This is a genomic window from Methylobacterium sp. XJLW (assembly GCF_003254375.1).
GTDB lineage: Bacteria > Pseudomonadota > Alphaproteobacteria > Rhizobiales > Beijerinckiaceae > Methylobacterium > Methylobacterium fujisawaense.
Window position 1 is genome coordinate 4,251,115 of the sequence record NZ_CP016429.1, and the last position, 13,067, is coordinate 4,264,181.

Here is a 13,067-nt window from a genome sequence, read left to right on the forward strand (position 1 = left end):
CGCAGCGGTCAATGGGCCATCAGCACCGGCATGTCGGCATGGGCCAGGACATGGCTGGTGACGCCGCCGAAGATCATCTGGCGCAGGCGGCTCTGGGTGTAGGCGCCCTTGATCAGCAGGTCGCAACCGAAGGCCTTGGACTCCGCCAGGAAGGTCTCGCCGGGCACCCGCCGGCCGGCCGGCAGCGCCCGGTGCGACGCGTCCACGCCCTCGCAGGCCAGCGCCTGGGCGAGATCCTGGGCGGTCGGGCCCGGCACCATGCCGCCCTCGACGCTGAGCACCAGCACCCGCTCGGCCCGCCGCAGGAACGGCATCGCGAAGGCCACCGCCCGGGCGGTCTCGGTGGAGCCGTTCCAGGCGATGACCACCGCGTCGCCGAGGCTCGCCGGGGCGCTGGGCGGGGCCAGCAGGATCGGCCGGCCGCTCTCGAACAGGGCCGTCTCGAAAGTGGTCATGCGCGGGGCATTGTCGGTCGTGCCCGGACGCCCGACCACGGTGGCCGAGAAGAGCCGTGCATACTGGCCGAGGAACGCGTCGCCGGTGGGGACGTCCTGCCGCCAGCGGTAGCGCGGGCCGGCATCCGGCACGCGATCCGGAATGCACAGGCCGTCGCGGGCATGCCGCGGGATGCCGGCACCGTCCATGAAGGCGATGAAACGGCTGCCCGCCTCTTCGGCCTCGGCCCGGTCGGCCTCCTCGTCGCGCAGCCACGTCATGCCGCCGACCATGTCGACGGGGACGTACTCGGCGAGGGCCGGGCGCAGGGACACGCCCTCGATCAGGCTGCCGAAGCGCGTCGCCGCCAGCCGGGTGGTCTCGAAGACGGAGGGCAGGGCGTCGTGCATCGCGACGGGTACGAGCAGGGTCTTCATGGTGGCAATCTCCCCGGTTCCGAGAGGCTAATCCGCCCGGCCGCCCGGTGGAACCGGGGCCAGCGCGGCGCGCACACGGTTTTGCAGCCCGCGCGGATCGAGGCGCGCCCGCAGGATCCGGGTCAGCGGCGCCTCGACGAGGCGGTGGACCACGAGCGCGGCCGCCACGCTGCCGGCGAGCATCAGGACCATGCTGCCCCAGGGCTGCACGGCCGGCGCCAGCCCAAGCCGGAGCAGCCCCTCGCGCACGAGGCGCAGCGCGAAGGGATGCACGAGATAAAGGGCGTAGGAGGCGTCGCCCAGCCCGACGAGCCCGCGCACCGGGACGGGAAGGCGCGCGACCTGGGCGGCATCGCGCGTCGGTCCGAGGGCGGCCGCCACCAGCAGGGCGGCTGGGCCGCCGACGAGGAGGGGCCGCAGAAATCCGTCGGCCCCGCCTTGGCCGGCGAGCACGCGCGCGGCCAGGACGAGCCCGACGCCGCCCAGAACCGTGAGACCGACCCGCAGGGGCAGGCCCGGCCGGAAACCCTCGCGGTAGGCGAGGGCGAGACCGGCGCCGGCGACGAATTCGAGCACGATCGGATCCGTCCAGAAGCGGAGCGGCACCGGAAGACCGGGCACGAGGGCTCCGACAGCCACGAGGAGCATAAGGCCCCCGCACAGCCAGGCGACGGCGCCGCGCCGGCCGAAGCCGAGCCCTGCCGCGAAGACTGCGTAGAAGAAGGCCTCGTAGTTCAGGGTCCAGCCGAGGCCATAGAGCGGTTGGACGGTGCCGTCGGGCCGGGCCAACGGCCAGAACAGGAAGCTCGCCACGAGGGCTGCGGGATCGCCGAGGAGGGCCGCCGCGTCGCCGAGCAGATCCGGCCGGGCCAGCGCGAGGGCGAGGAAGACGAGGCTCACCAGCCAGTAGAGCGGGACCACCCGGGCGATCCGATGGGCGAGAAAGCGGGCCCGCCCGCCCGGCCTGCCGGCCAGCCGGACCCCGGTATGGACGATGACGAATCCGGAGATCACGAAGAACAGATCGACCCCGCCCCACCAGGGCACGAGCGTTTCCGGGGCGGGCGCCTGGCCGAAGCCGCGCTCCGCCAGCAGCCCCGCCTCGTGCCGCGCATGATGCCAGACGACCATCAGGGCAGCGGCGGCGCGCAGGACCTGGAGCAGGAAGAAGATCACCGGGCGACCATGCCTCGCCCCGCACCCCGCCAGCAGGGCGCGCATGCGGTTCCGCCGCGGCTGCGGCCGGGGTCGGAGGCGGGCCGGACGGCGATCGGTCCGGCGGCCGAGTCTGCGGACCGGCGGCTCACCCCGCGGACCGCCGCCCTTCGGCCACCGCCCCGTCCGGGGCGAAAACGGCAGGAACCATAAGCCCATAACCTCGTTGACCGACCAATTCGCGAACCCGCCTGCGCCCGATCCTTCGTGCTGCGCATGCGACCTGCCAGAGTTCGCGTATCCATTTCGAACAGAGGTCCCGATGCTGAAGAACTATGCTGCCGCGTCCGCGCTTGTCCTGGCGCTGTCGACCCCGGCCCTGGCTCAGAGCGCCAACGACTTCCGCCTCCAGTCGATGCAGGCGAACGCCTTCGAAATCCAGTCCTCGCAGATCGCCCTGTCCAAGTCGCGCAACCCGAAGGTCCGCTCCTACGCCCAGGAGGTCCTCCGCGACCACCGGGCCGCCAACGTCGCCCTGGCGGGCGGCCAGATGAACGGCGTGGCCGGCGATCCGGGCGTCGGCGGCCTGATCACGGCGCCGATCGCGGTGGCGGGCAGCGCCGTGGGCGCCGGCGTCGGCGCGGCGACCGGCGTGGTCGGCGGCACCCTCGCGGGCGGACCGGTCGGCGGCCTCGAGGGCGCCGGCGCCGGTGCGGCGCGCGGCGCCGCCGCGGGCGGTCAGATCGGGCGCGGCGACATGATGGCCACGGGCGCCTCGACGATGGTGGCGCCGAGCCCCGAGCAGCAGGCGATGCTGGCCGAGCTGTCGTCGACCCCGGCCGGCCCGCGCTTCGACCGCCTCTATGCCAGCCAGCAGCTCCAGGCGCATCAGATGACCATCGCGATGACGCAGGCCTACGCCCAGGGCGGCCCGAACCCGGCCCTGCGCAACTACGCCCAGCAGGCCCTTCCGGCCCTGCAGATGCACTACAACCAGGCTCAGCGCCTCCCCGGCGCGATGTAAGGGTCATCGTCAGGGACGGCCCGGCTTCCGCCGGGCCAGACCTCCGGCGGCGGGTGCGAGCCCGCCGCCGTTTTCATGTCCGGCCCCTCCGCCCCGGCCACCGGCGAACCCGCGGGCGCGCCGCGTTCACGGGCCGGCACGTTGCGCCATCCGTTTGCGCCACGGACGGTCCGCGCAGAGGCACTGCCGAGATCCGCGCGCCGACCGGAGCCCCAAACGAAAACGGCCGGTGCGCGATGCGCAGCCGGCCGTTCCCGCAAAGTTACCGATCGGAGCCGGTTAGCCGACCCCGCTCTTCGGTGCCCGTCGCGCTCAATCGCACGCGATGGCGGCGACCGAGCGAACGGTCTGGCCCGTCGTGTCGATCGGCGGCTTGAACACGCCCGTCTCCGGGTCGCGCACCAGCAGGGAGCCGCTCGCCACGCCGAAATGCGCGCCGTGGATCTCCAGACGGCCGTCGTCGACCCGCTCCTTCACGAACGGGAAGGTCAGCAGGTTCTCCATGCTCTGGACGACCACCGCATGCTCCAGCTTGGTCAGGTAGTCCGGCGCGCCGGGATCGCCGGCCTTGTCTTCGGCCTGACCCACGAGCGAGACCCACTTGCCGATGAAGTCGCCGGGAGAGAGCGGCTTGGCCTTGTTGGCGTAGGCCTTGATGCCGCCGCAGGTGGCGTGGCCGAGAATGACGATGTGCTTCACCTCCAGAGCCTGGACGGCGAATTCCAGCGCCGCCGAGGTGCCGTGGTACTGACCGTCCGGCTGGTAGACCGGCACGAGGTTCGCGACGTTGCGGATCGTGAACAGCTCGCCCGGCCCGGCATTGAAGATCGCGCTGGGCGACACCCGGCTGTCACAGCAGCTGATGACCAGGATCTCCGGGTTCTGCGTGGAGGCGAGCTGCGCGAAGCGCCGGCGCTCGGTCGGGAAGCGGTCGAGGAGGAAGGACCGGTAGCCTTCGGTCAGGTAGACGGGGAACATAAAGGCGTCTCCAGTTAGACAATCCCGCGACGGCAGGAAGTGAACTCAAAGTTCTCGCCAGGCAAGAACGCGTGGGTGGGCCGGAATAGTCCCGTTCGCGAGGTCCGCGGCGAGATCGGCGAGACCGGCCGGCTCGAAGTGCTCGCCGCTGGCGCGCAATTCGTCGATCGGCCACCAGCGTGTCCCGATCAGCGGGTTGTCCTCGGTCTCGGCGAGGCGGCTCGTATCGACCCGGTCGTCGGGCAGGCGGACGAGAAAGTAGCGCTCGCGGGCGTCCCGCGCCTGCCGGAACAGGTGGAATGGGCCGTCGCAGGCGGCGACCTGCGGGCCGATGGCGACATCGCCGCGGCCGATCTCCTCCTCGAGCTCCCGGCGACAGGCGGTGACGTGGTCCTCGCCGGGCTCCAGGCCGCCCCCCGGCATGAACCAGAACCGGAGCGGCGCGCCGTCCGGTCCTTTGGCATGGACCGACGTGTAGGCGATGAGCAGGATCCGATCCTGCGGATCGAGCACGATCGCGCGGGCGATGTGGCGGACGGGCAGGGGGTTCGCGGCGCTCATGCATCGAGAGCTAGAGCGGGCGCGGTGAACGGACACCGCCTGTGCGCGAGGCTGCGTGCAAAACAGCACGTTGGGTCGAGCACGGCGCCGGTTGCGATCCTTGGGCGGACGGCCGCTCAGGACGGCGCGCGCAAGGCCGGGGCCCAGATCACCACGGGAAGCCCGAACGCGTCCCGCTCCGGCGGATCCGGCAGCGGCACGGCGCATCCGAGGCGGATGTCGCGGGCGACCACCAGGGCGGCCAGCGCATCCAGATGGTCGTCCTCCGGAACGCCCTTCGCCCGAGCCTCGATCAGCGCGCCCGGCAGGCCCGCCGCCGCGAGGAGCGCCCGGCGCAGGTCGAGCCCCTCCCGGGCGCGCCGGCCCTTCTTGGGCAGGCCGAGCGGCCGGCCGCCGTTGAGGGCGTGGAAGGCCACCTCGGGATGGACCTCGTGGACCCGCGCCCGCACCTCCGGCCGCTCCCGCAGGAGCGTGTCGACCGCGCGGACGGCGCGGAAGATGTTGTAACCCTGGATCGAGGGCGCGAAGGGCGGGTCGCTCGCCTCGCGCGAGGCGGCCTTCGCGGCTTCATAATCGGGGGCGTAGACCGCGCTCCGCGGCGGCATCGGAAACACCGATGCCCGCGCCGGCCCGAGCCGGGCGCGGGCCGCCCGGTCGGCGGCACGTCCGCCGCCGATGATCCGGTCCGGCAGGCCGATCGGCACGTCGATCCCGACGATGCAGGGCCGCTCCGGGGCGTCGAGCAGCGCGGCGACGTCGGGGAACAGGGCAGAGCGGTGCCGGTCGGGATCGTCGAGGTCGAGGAGCGCGCCCGCCCAGGCTCCGCGGCAGCCGTCCAGTCCCGCGATCCAGCGTGCCATGCCGTTCCTTCCTCGCGCGACGCGCGGCGGGCGTTCTTGCCGGGATGCGCAGGGAAAGCTATCCGCGTCGCCGAGGGCGCCGCCGGCCCGGGAGAAGCGTGATGAGCGAGATCCGTCCCCGTCGCAGCGTGCTGGCGATGCCGGGCTCTAACGCCCGGGCGCTGGAAAAGGCGCGGTCGCTCCCCGCCGACGTCATCCTGATCGACCTTGAGGACGGCACGGCCCCGGAGGTCAAGGCGGCCGCCCGTGCCCAGGTCGCCGCAGCGGTCACGGCGCGCGGCTTCGGCGCCCGCGAGGTGGTGGTGCGCATCAACGCGCCCGAGACCGAGGACGGCGAGGCCGATCTCGTGGCGCTCGCTGCGGCCGCACCGGATGCCATTCTGGTGCCCAAGGTGCGCACCTCCGACACGCTGATCGCGGTCGGATCCCGGCTGCGCCGGCTCGGCGCGCCCCTGGCGACGCGGGTCTGGGCGATGATCGAGACGCCGATGGCGGTGGTGAACGCCGCCGAGATCGCGGGCGCGGCCCGGGACGTGGACGGGCGGCTCGCCGCCCTGGTGATCGGCCCGAACGACCTGCTGAAGGCGTCCCGGATCCGGCCCCCGGGGCGGGCCGCCCTGATGCCCTGGCTGATGACCGTGCTGGCCGCCGCCAGGGCCTACGAGATCGAGGCGATCGACGGCGTCTTCACCGACCTCACCGACGCGGCCGGATTCGAGGCGGAGTGCGTCCAGGGGCGCGACCTCGGCTTCGACGGCAAGATGCTGATCCATCCGAGCCAGATCGGCCCGGCCAACGCGGCCTTCGGCCCGGATGCCGCGGAGATCGCGCAGGCGCGGTCGTTGATGGACGTCTTCGACGCGCCGGAGAACCGGGCGCGCGGGGTCATCGCGGTGGATGGGAAGATGGTCGAGCGCCTCCATGTCGAGGCCGCCCGGCGGACCCTCGCCATGGCCGAGGCGATCGCGCGTCTCGGCGCGTGAGCGACCGGCGGGAGATCGGCCTGCGGCTGCTCGATCCGCGGCTGCCGGGCTGGGGCTTCCCGCGCTGGGGCTCGCCGGCCGCGGCCGGCCTCGACCTGCACGCCTGCCTCGACGCGCCGCTGGTGCTCCCGCCCCAGGGCAAGCCGGCGCTGATCCCGGCGGGGTTCAGCGTCCTGATCCGCGATCCCGATTGGTGCGGCCTGATCTTCCCGCGCTCGGGGCGCGGGCACCGCGAGGGTCTGGTGCTGGGCAACGGCACCGGCGTCATCGACGCGGATTACGAGGGGCCGCTGATAGTTTCCGCCTGGAACCGCGACGAATCCGAGCCGGTCCGGATCGAGCCGGGCGAGCGGATCGCCCAGCTGGTCTTCACGCGGATCACCCGGCCGGTCCTGACCGTGCTGGAGGGCGAGCCCGGCCCCGGCTCCGAGCGGGGATCGGGCGGGTTCGGGTCGAGCGGGCGGTAGGCGCCCTCAGTCGAGCGTCTTGCCGAGTCGCCCCGCCAGATCCTGGATGAACTGGAAGGCGGTCCGGCCCGAGCGGGAGCCGCGGGTGGTGGCCCATTCAAGGCATTCGGCGCGCAGCTGCTCCGGCGGCACGGCGAGGCCGTAGCGCTCGGCATAGGCGCGGATCATCGCCAGGTACTCGTCCTGGCTGCACTTGTGGAAGCCGAGCCAGAGGCCGAACCGGTCCGAGAGCGAGACCTTCTCCTCGACCGCCTCGCCGGGGTTGATCGCCGTGGAGCGCTCGTTCTCCACCATGTCGCGGGCGAGCAGGTGCCGGCGGTTCGAGGTGGCGTAGAACAGCACGTTGTTCGGACGCCCCTCGATGCCGCCATCGAGCGCGGTCTTGAGCGACTTGTACGAAGTGTCGTCGGCGTCGAAGGAGAGGTCGTCGCAATAGACCAGCCAGCGGTGCGGGTCCGGCCGCAGCAGGGCCATCAGGTCCGGCAGGGCCTCGATGTCCTCGCGGTGGATCTCCACGAGCTTCATCGGCCGGCTGCCGGCGGGCCTGCGGGCGTTGATCTCGGCATGGGCCGCCTTGACGAGCGACGATTTGCCCATGCCGCGGGCCCCCCACAGCAGGGCATTGTTGGCCGGCAGGCCGCGGGCGAAGCGCTCGGTGTTCTCCACCAGGGTGTCGCGCGCCCGGTCGATGCCGGTGAGCAGGCCCATCTCCACCCGCGCCACCTGCGGCACCGGGGTCAGCCGGCGCTCGGGGCCCCACAGGAAGGCGTCGGCGGCGTCGGGATCGAAGGCCGGCGGGGCGGCGGGCGCGGCCCGCTCCAGCGCGGTGGCGATGCGCTCTAGGAGCGGCATCAGGGTATCCAGGGTCGCGGGGCTCGTCATCGGATCGGGGGGTTCGCGTGCGGGTCGGTCAGGCGGCCGGTTCTACGGGGAAGATCCGGGGAAATCATCCGTATCCGGATGCATGGCCCGGGCCTTCCGAACGGGAACCCGGATCGGGCGTTGATCATCGCGGCAGCACGGGTGCCGTAACGGCCGGGGGGCATGATGGACGCGGGACCGACGATCCGGATCACCCAGGTCGCCGATTACGTCTTCACGGTGGATTTCGGCGCGGCCCTGCCGGCGCTTCTCACCGACGAGGCGCCCCCGATCGGCGGCGGGACCGGGCCGTTCCCCGAGCAGCTGCTGATCTCCGGCGTCGCGAACTGCCTCTGCGCCAGCCTGGTCTTCGCCCTGGGGAAATTCCGCCAGGAGGCGCGGGGCGTCGCCGCCGAGGCGTCCTGCCGGCTGGAGCGCAATGCCGAGGGGCGGCTCCGCGTCACCGCGATCGACGTGCGGATCCGCCTCGGCGCGGCGGCGGCCGACCTGCCGCGGATCGACCGGGTGCTGGAGCAGTTCGAACGGTTCTGCACCGTCTCGGAGAGCGTGAAGGCCGGGATCCCGGTCGCCGTGTCGGTGGCCGATTGCGACGGCACGCGCCTGAAATGACCGGCGCCTCGGGGAAAGATCGGCCGCCCGGCGCATTGCCGCAGCACCAACCGGCCGCCGGAGCCGGACGAGGAGACGCCATGTCGGATCAGACGCGAGAACCCGCCCGCGCCCCCGAGGACCTTGCCGCCCTGTTCAACCAGCGCGCCAATGCCGGCGATGTCGAGGGCCTCGTCGCCCTCTACGAGCCCGACGCGGTGCTGGCCGCCGGCCGGGTCGTCGCCACGGGCCATGCCGAGATCCGGAGCTTCTACGCCGACCTGCTGGCGCGCAAATCCGACTTCCCGGCCCCGGAGACGCTGCCGCCCCTGCGCAACGGCCCCCTCGCCATGACCTTCGCGCGGCTGCCCAACGGCGCCCTGTCGGTGGAGGCCGCCCGGGAGCAGGCGGACGGGACGTGGCTCTGGACGATCGACCAGCTCAAGATCGCGCCGCTGAAGACCTGACCGTCGGCTCGGACGCGCCCCCGCGCTTGTCCCACCGGACGCGATGCGGCAAAGCGGAGCCCGCGCGCTCGACGCTGCGCAGAAGACCCGAGCCGACTCGATGCACGACATCCGCGCCATCCGGGAGAACCCGGACGCCTTCGACAGCGACCTCGCCCGCCGGGGCCTCGCGCCGCTCTCGGCCGCGCTGATCGCGCTGGACGAGGCGCGGAAGGCGTCGGTCTCGGCCGCGCAGGCCAACCAGGAGCGGCGCAACGCCCTGGCCAAGGAGATCGGCGGCGCCAAGAAGGCCAAGGACGAGGACCGCGCCGCCGCCCTGATGGCGGAGGTCGCGGCCCTGAAGGGCGCCGAGCCGGAGCTGAAGGCCGCGCAGGACGCGGCCGACAAGGCGCTGGCGGACAAGCTCGCCGCGATCCCGAACCGGCCGAAACCTGACGTGCCGGAGGGCGCCGACGAGCACGGCAACGTCCTCTACCGCAGCCACGCCGCGACCCGCGAGCGGCTTACCGAGGGCCGCGAGCATTTCGAACTCGGCGAGGCCGCCGGCCTGATGGATTTCGAGGCGGCGGCCAAGCTGTCCGGCGCGCGCTTCGTGGTGCTGAAAGGTCAGCTCGCCCGGCTGGAGCGGGCGCTCGGCCAGTTCATGCTCGACCTGCACACCCAGGAGCACGGCTACCTGGAGGTGGCGCCACCGGTTCTGGTGCGCGACGCCGCCATGTTCGGCACCGCGCAGCTGCCGAAGTTCGAGGACGATCAGTTCTCGGTGTTCAAGGGGCTGGACGCCGTGAAGACGCTGGACTCCGCGGCGGACCCGGCCTCCGGCAACACCGAGAAGTTCTGGCTCGTCCCCACCGCCGAGGTGCCGCTGACGAACCTCGTCCGCGAGTCGATCCTCCGCGAGGAGGAGCTGCCCCTGCGCTTCACCGCGCTGACGCCCTGTTTCCGGGCCGAGGCCGGGTCGGCGGGGCGCGACACCCGCGGCATGCTGCGCCAGCACCAGTTCAACAAGGTCGAGCTGGTCTCGATCACCACGCCGGAGGAATCCGCCACCGAGCACGAGCGGATGCTCACCTGCGCCGAGGCGGTTCTGAAGAAGCTGGATCTGCCCTACCGGGTCATGACCCTCTGCACCGGCGACATGGGCTTCGCGTCGCAGAAGACCTACGACATCGAGGTCTGGGTGCCGGGCCAGCGCACCCACCGCGAGATCTCGTCGTGCTCGGTCTGCGGCGACTTCCAGGCCCGGCGGATGAACGCCCGCTACCGGGGCAAGGACGGCAAGCCGGCCTATGTCCACACCCTCAACGGCTCGGGCGTGGCGGTCGGCCGCGCGCTCATCGCCGTGATGGAGAATTACCAGAACCCGGACGGGAGCATCACGATCCCGTCGGTGCTCCACCCCTACATGGGCGGGCTCAACCGGATCGAGGGCACCCGCTGATGCGCATCCTGGTCACCAACGACGACGGCATCCACGCGCCGGGGCTCAGTACCCTGGAGGAGATCGCCCGGGAGCTGTCGGACGACGTCTGGGTGGTGGCGCCGGAGAGCGACCAGTCCGGCGTGTCGCACTCGCTGTCGCTCAACGACCCGCTGCGCCTGCGGCAGGTCTCGGAACAGCGTTTCGCCGTGAAGGGGACGCCGTCGGACTGCGTGATCCTGGGCGTGCGCCACATCCTGGGCGACCACGGGCCGGACCTCGTCCTGTCGGGGATCAACCGCGGCCAGAACGTCGCCGAGGACGTGACCTATTCGGGCACGATCGCGGCCGCCATGGAGGGGACGATCCTCGGCATCCGCTCGATCGCGCTGAGCCAAGCCTACGGGGTGGGCGGACGCGGCGCCCTCAAGTGGGACTGCGCCCGGACGCACGGGGCGAAGGTCGTCCGGAAGATCCTGGAGACCGGGATCGAGCCCGGCATCCTGGTCAACGTGAATTTTCCGGATTGCGAACCGGCCGACGTGCAGGGCATCGCGGTGGCCGCGCAGGGCTTCCGCAATCAGGCGCTGCTGTCCATCGACGCCCGGGTCGACGGGCGCGGCAACCCGTATTTCTGGCTGGCCTTCGCCAAGGCCCAGTTCGAGCCGGGCCACGGTTCGGATCTGAAAGCCATCGCCGAGAAGCGGATCTCGGTGACGCCCCTGCGCCTCGATCTCACGGACGAGCCGACGCTGACGCGCTTCGCGCAGGCCTTCGCCGAGTGATCGATCTGGGCAGCCTGGAAGAGGCTGCCGGCAACGCGGCCTTCGTCATGGCGCTCCGGGGCCGGGGCCTGCGGGACACCGCGGTGCTGCGGGCCATGGAACAGGTGCCCCGGGACACCTTCGCGCCGCCGCAGCATCGGGAGCATGCGCGGCGGGACATCGCCCTGCCGCTGTCCTGCGGGGCGTCGATGACGGCCCCCTCCACCGTGGCCCTGATGCTGGCGCTGCTTCGGCTCGAGCCGGGCCAGCGCGTCCTGGAGATCGGCACGGGCTCGGGCTACGTGACCGCCCTGCTCGCCCAGCTCGGGGCCGGGGCGGTGCTCAGCCTGGAACGCTACACCTCCCTGGCCGGGGCGGCGACGCGGCGGCTCGCGGCCCTGTCCGAGGTGCATGTCGTCCGGGCGGACGGGCTGGCCCCGGACCTGCCGGACGGGGGGTTCGACCGGATCCTGGTCCACGGCAGCGTCGCGGCGATCCCGCAGCACTGGCGCGCGGCCCTCGAACCCGGCGGACGGCTGGTGACGGGCCTCAGGGGCGAGGGCGGCTGCCGGGTCGCGGTGCTGCCGACGCCGGAGGCCGAGCCGGAACCGGGGGCGCCGGTGCGGCTGACGGCGCTGATGCCGGGACTGGCGCGGGTTCTCTGACGCCGAGCCGACGGGACACGCGCCGCGAAGCGACCGAGGGCCGGGCGACATTTGCGAGCGCAGCGCCGCTGGATTGCCCCCTCGCGAGGACGGTGGAGCGACCCTCAGCCCACCCGCCGCGCCGCCCGCCACAGGCGCCACAGCCGGCGCCAGCGCGGCAGTTCGACGGGCGTGTTGAGCGGGTCGTAGGAGGCCCGCTCCATGGCGGCGAGGTAGGGTTCCACAAGGGCCGTGGGCAGGAAGGCGGCGCCCGCCGAGGGGGCGATGGTCGGACGCGCCGCCTCGAAGGCCTTGAGGTGCTGCCGGGCGAGGTCGCGCAGGTCGGCACAGGCCCGGCGCAGGCCCGGCCCGCCGCGGCCCGTGACGATGTCCTCGCGGGTGACGCCGTAGCGGCCGAGGATGTCCGCCGGCAGATAGACCTGCCCCGAGCGGGCGTGCCAGGGCAGGGCACGCAGAAGTCCGGTGATCCCGTAGGCAACCCCGGCATGGCCGGCCGCCCCCGCGCCGCCCGGCTCTGTGCCGTTGCCGATCACGAGGCTCGCCAGCCGGAACAGGGCCGAGGCGGTCTCGCCGCAATAGCCCTCCAGGTCGTTCACCCGGGGCATCGGGTCCTCGTAGAGATCGAACACCCGTGCGTCGATCAGGTCGACGAAGGGCTGGCGACCGAGGCGGTTGACCCGGATCGCCTCCTCCAGGGCCGCCGCCACCGGATTGGCGCGCACGTCGCCCCGGGCCTCCCCCTGGAGGGCGTCGCGCCACCATTGCAGGCGGATCTCGCCGGCCAGGGGGTTCGAGGCCGCCTCGCGCACCCGCGCGATGGTCAGGCTGAAGGCGTAGAGGGCGAAGAGATGCGGACGGGCGGCGGCTGGGGCGAACAGGGTGGCGTAGTAGCGGTCCGGATCGCCCGTCCGCACGAGATCCTCGCAATGGGATTGCGCGAAGGCGAGCCCGGTCTCGGTGGTCCTGCCCTCGACCTCCGGCATCAGGCCACCGCGATCAGCGCGGCCGCGACCTTGCGGTTCTCGGCCACCAGGATGTTGTAGGTCCGGGCCGCGGCCCCGGTCTGCATCACGTCGAGGCCGACGCCGAAATCCTTGAGCCAGCCCCGCAAGGCGGGGTCGATGGCGGCGATGTCGAGGCCGGTGCCGACGAGCAGCAACTCGATCCCCTCCGATTCCGCCTGGACCGGTCGCAGGGCCGTCCGGTCGATCGCCCTCGGCTCCGTCACCTCCCAGGCCCGAACCCCCGAGGGCAGCAGCAGGATCGAGCCGCGATGCGACATCCCGGCGAAGCGGAAGCCGCCATTGCCGTAGGTGTCGATGATGTGGCGACCCGGCACGAAGCCGGAGTCGAAGGTCTTCGGATTTGGCTGATCGGCCAT

General features: G+C 72.6%; 16 protein-coding genes. 8 read left to right on the plus strand and 8 right to left on the minus strand.

Annotated elements, in window-relative coordinates; genetic code table 11:
- Window positions 1-8: 8 nt before the first annotated feature.
- Together A3862_RS19685 and A3862_RS19690 are read right to left on the minus strand one after the other, a co-directional pair.
- Window positions 9-872 (minus strand): universal stress protein, encoded by an 864-nt coding sequence (locus A3862_RS19685; protein WP_043351769.1) that lies wholly within the window; start codon window positions 870-872, stop codon window positions 9-11.
- A gap of 27 nt (window positions 873-899) precedes the next feature.
- Window positions 900-2,093, minus strand: coding sequence for an acyltransferase family protein (locus tag A3862_RS19690; protein WP_052083614.1), 1,194 nt, complete (start codon window positions 2,091-2,093; stop codon window positions 900-902).
- A gap of 256 nt (window positions 2,094-2,349) precedes the next feature.
- Between A3862_RS19690 and A3862_RS19695 the strand changes: the two genes are divergently transcribed.
- The gene (locus A3862_RS19695) at window positions 2,350-3,051 is read left to right on the plus strand and encodes a DUF4142 domain-containing protein (protein WP_043384982.1); all 702 of its coding nucleotides are present in this window, start codon (window positions 2,350-2,352) and stop codon (window positions 3,049-3,051) included.
- Between the two features lie 312 nt (window positions 3,052-3,363).
- On the opposite strand, the gene A3862_RS19700 is transcribed toward A3862_RS19695, so the two are convergent.
- The 3 genes from A3862_RS19700 to A3862_RS19710 form a co-directional block, all read right to left on the minus strand.
- Window positions 3,364-4,029 (minus strand): carbonic anhydrase, encoded by a 666-nt coding sequence (locus A3862_RS19700; RefSeq protein ID WP_043351772.1) that lies wholly within the window; start codon window positions 4,027-4,029, stop codon window positions 3,364-3,366.
- A gap of 45 nt (window positions 4,030-4,074) precedes the next feature.
- Window positions 4,075-4,590: an NUDIX hydrolase gene (locus A3862_RS19705; RefSeq protein WP_043351773.1), complete on the minus strand. Its 516-nt coding sequence runs from the start codon at window positions 4,588-4,590 to the stop codon at window positions 4,075-4,077.
- 116 nt (window positions 4,591-4,706) lie between these two features.
- The gene (locus A3862_RS19710; RefSeq protein ID WP_111473908.1) at window positions 4,707-5,450 is read right to left on the minus strand and encodes a DUF429 domain-containing protein; all 744 of its coding nucleotides are present in this window, start codon (window positions 5,448-5,450) and stop codon (window positions 4,707-4,709) included.
- A 101-nt stretch (window positions 5,451-5,551) separates the two neighbouring features.
- Between A3862_RS19710 and A3862_RS19715 the strand changes: the two genes are divergently transcribed.
- Window positions 5,552-6,433 (plus strand): HpcH/HpaI aldolase/citrate lyase family protein, encoded by an 882-nt coding sequence (locus A3862_RS19715; RefSeq protein WP_043757518.1) that lies wholly within the window; start codon window positions 5,552-5,554, stop codon window positions 6,431-6,433.
- Window positions 6,430-6,900 carry a dUTP diphosphatase gene (dut, locus tag A3862_RS19720; RefSeq protein WP_111473909.1) on the plus strand — a complete coding sequence of 157 codons (471 nt, stop codon included), beginning with the start codon at window positions 6,430-6,432 and terminating at the stop codon, window positions 6,898-6,900. Before A3862_RS19715 ends, dut begins: the two co-directional genes overlap by 4 nt.
- Window positions 6,901-6,906: 6 nt before the next feature.
- On the opposite strand, the gene A3862_RS19725 is transcribed toward dut, so the two are convergent.
- A complete protein-coding gene (locus A3862_RS19725) occupies window positions 6,907-7,782 on the minus strand; it encodes an ATP-binding protein (protein ID WP_043384970.1) in 876 nt (291 codons plus the stop codon).
- Between the two features lie 165 nt (window positions 7,783-7,947).
- Between A3862_RS19725 and A3862_RS19730 the strand changes: the two genes are divergently transcribed.
- The 5 genes from A3862_RS19730 to A3862_RS19750 all read left to right on the plus strand — a co-directional run bounded on the left by A3862_RS19730 (window position 7,948) and on the right by A3862_RS19750 (window position 11,686).
- Window positions 7,948-8,391 (plus strand): OsmC family protein, encoded by a 444-nt coding sequence (locus A3862_RS19730; RefSeq protein WP_111474372.1) that lies wholly within the window; start codon window positions 7,948-7,950, stop codon window positions 8,389-8,391.
- Between the two features lie 80 nt (window positions 8,392-8,471).
- On the plus strand, window positions 8,472-8,837 hold the full coding sequence (locus A3862_RS19735) for a YybH family protein (RefSeq protein WP_111473910.1): 366 nt from the start codon (window positions 8,472-8,474) through the stop codon (window positions 8,835-8,837).
- Window positions 8,838-8,937: 100 nt separating this feature from the next.
- The gene (serS, locus tag A3862_RS19740; RefSeq protein ID WP_043385037.1) at window positions 8,938-10,278 is read left to right on the plus strand and encodes a serine--tRNA ligase; all 1,341 of its coding nucleotides are present in this window, start codon (window positions 8,938-8,940) and stop codon (window positions 10,276-10,278) included.
- The gene (gene surE / locus A3862_RS19745; RefSeq protein WP_111473911.1) at window positions 10,278-11,042 is read left to right on the plus strand and encodes a 5'/3'-nucleotidase SurE; all 765 of its coding nucleotides are present in this window, start codon (window positions 10,278-10,280) and stop codon (window positions 11,040-11,042) included. The genes serS and surE overlap by 1 nt, the downstream gene beginning before the upstream one ends.
- Entirely contained in the window at window positions 11,039-11,686 is a 648-nt protein-coding gene (locus tag A3862_RS19750) for a protein-L-isoaspartate O-methyltransferase family protein (protein ID WP_053608353.1), read from the plus strand. The genes surE and A3862_RS19750 overlap by 4 nt, the downstream gene beginning before the upstream one ends.
- A gap of 104 nt (window positions 11,687-11,790) precedes the next feature.
- On the opposite strand, the gene A3862_RS19755 is transcribed toward A3862_RS19750, so the two are convergent.
- Both A3862_RS19755 and A3862_RS19760 read right to left on the minus strand, forming a co-directional pair.
- A complete protein-coding gene (locus A3862_RS19755; protein WP_043757506.1) occupies window positions 11,791-12,669 on the minus strand; it encodes a phytoene/squalene synthase family protein in 879 nt (292 codons plus the stop codon).
- A complete protein-coding gene (locus A3862_RS19760) occupies window positions 12,669-13,067 on the minus strand; it encodes an Mth938-like domain-containing protein (RefSeq protein ID WP_043757504.1) in 399 nt (132 codons plus the stop codon). Before A3862_RS19760 ends, A3862_RS19755 begins: the two co-directional genes overlap by 1 nt.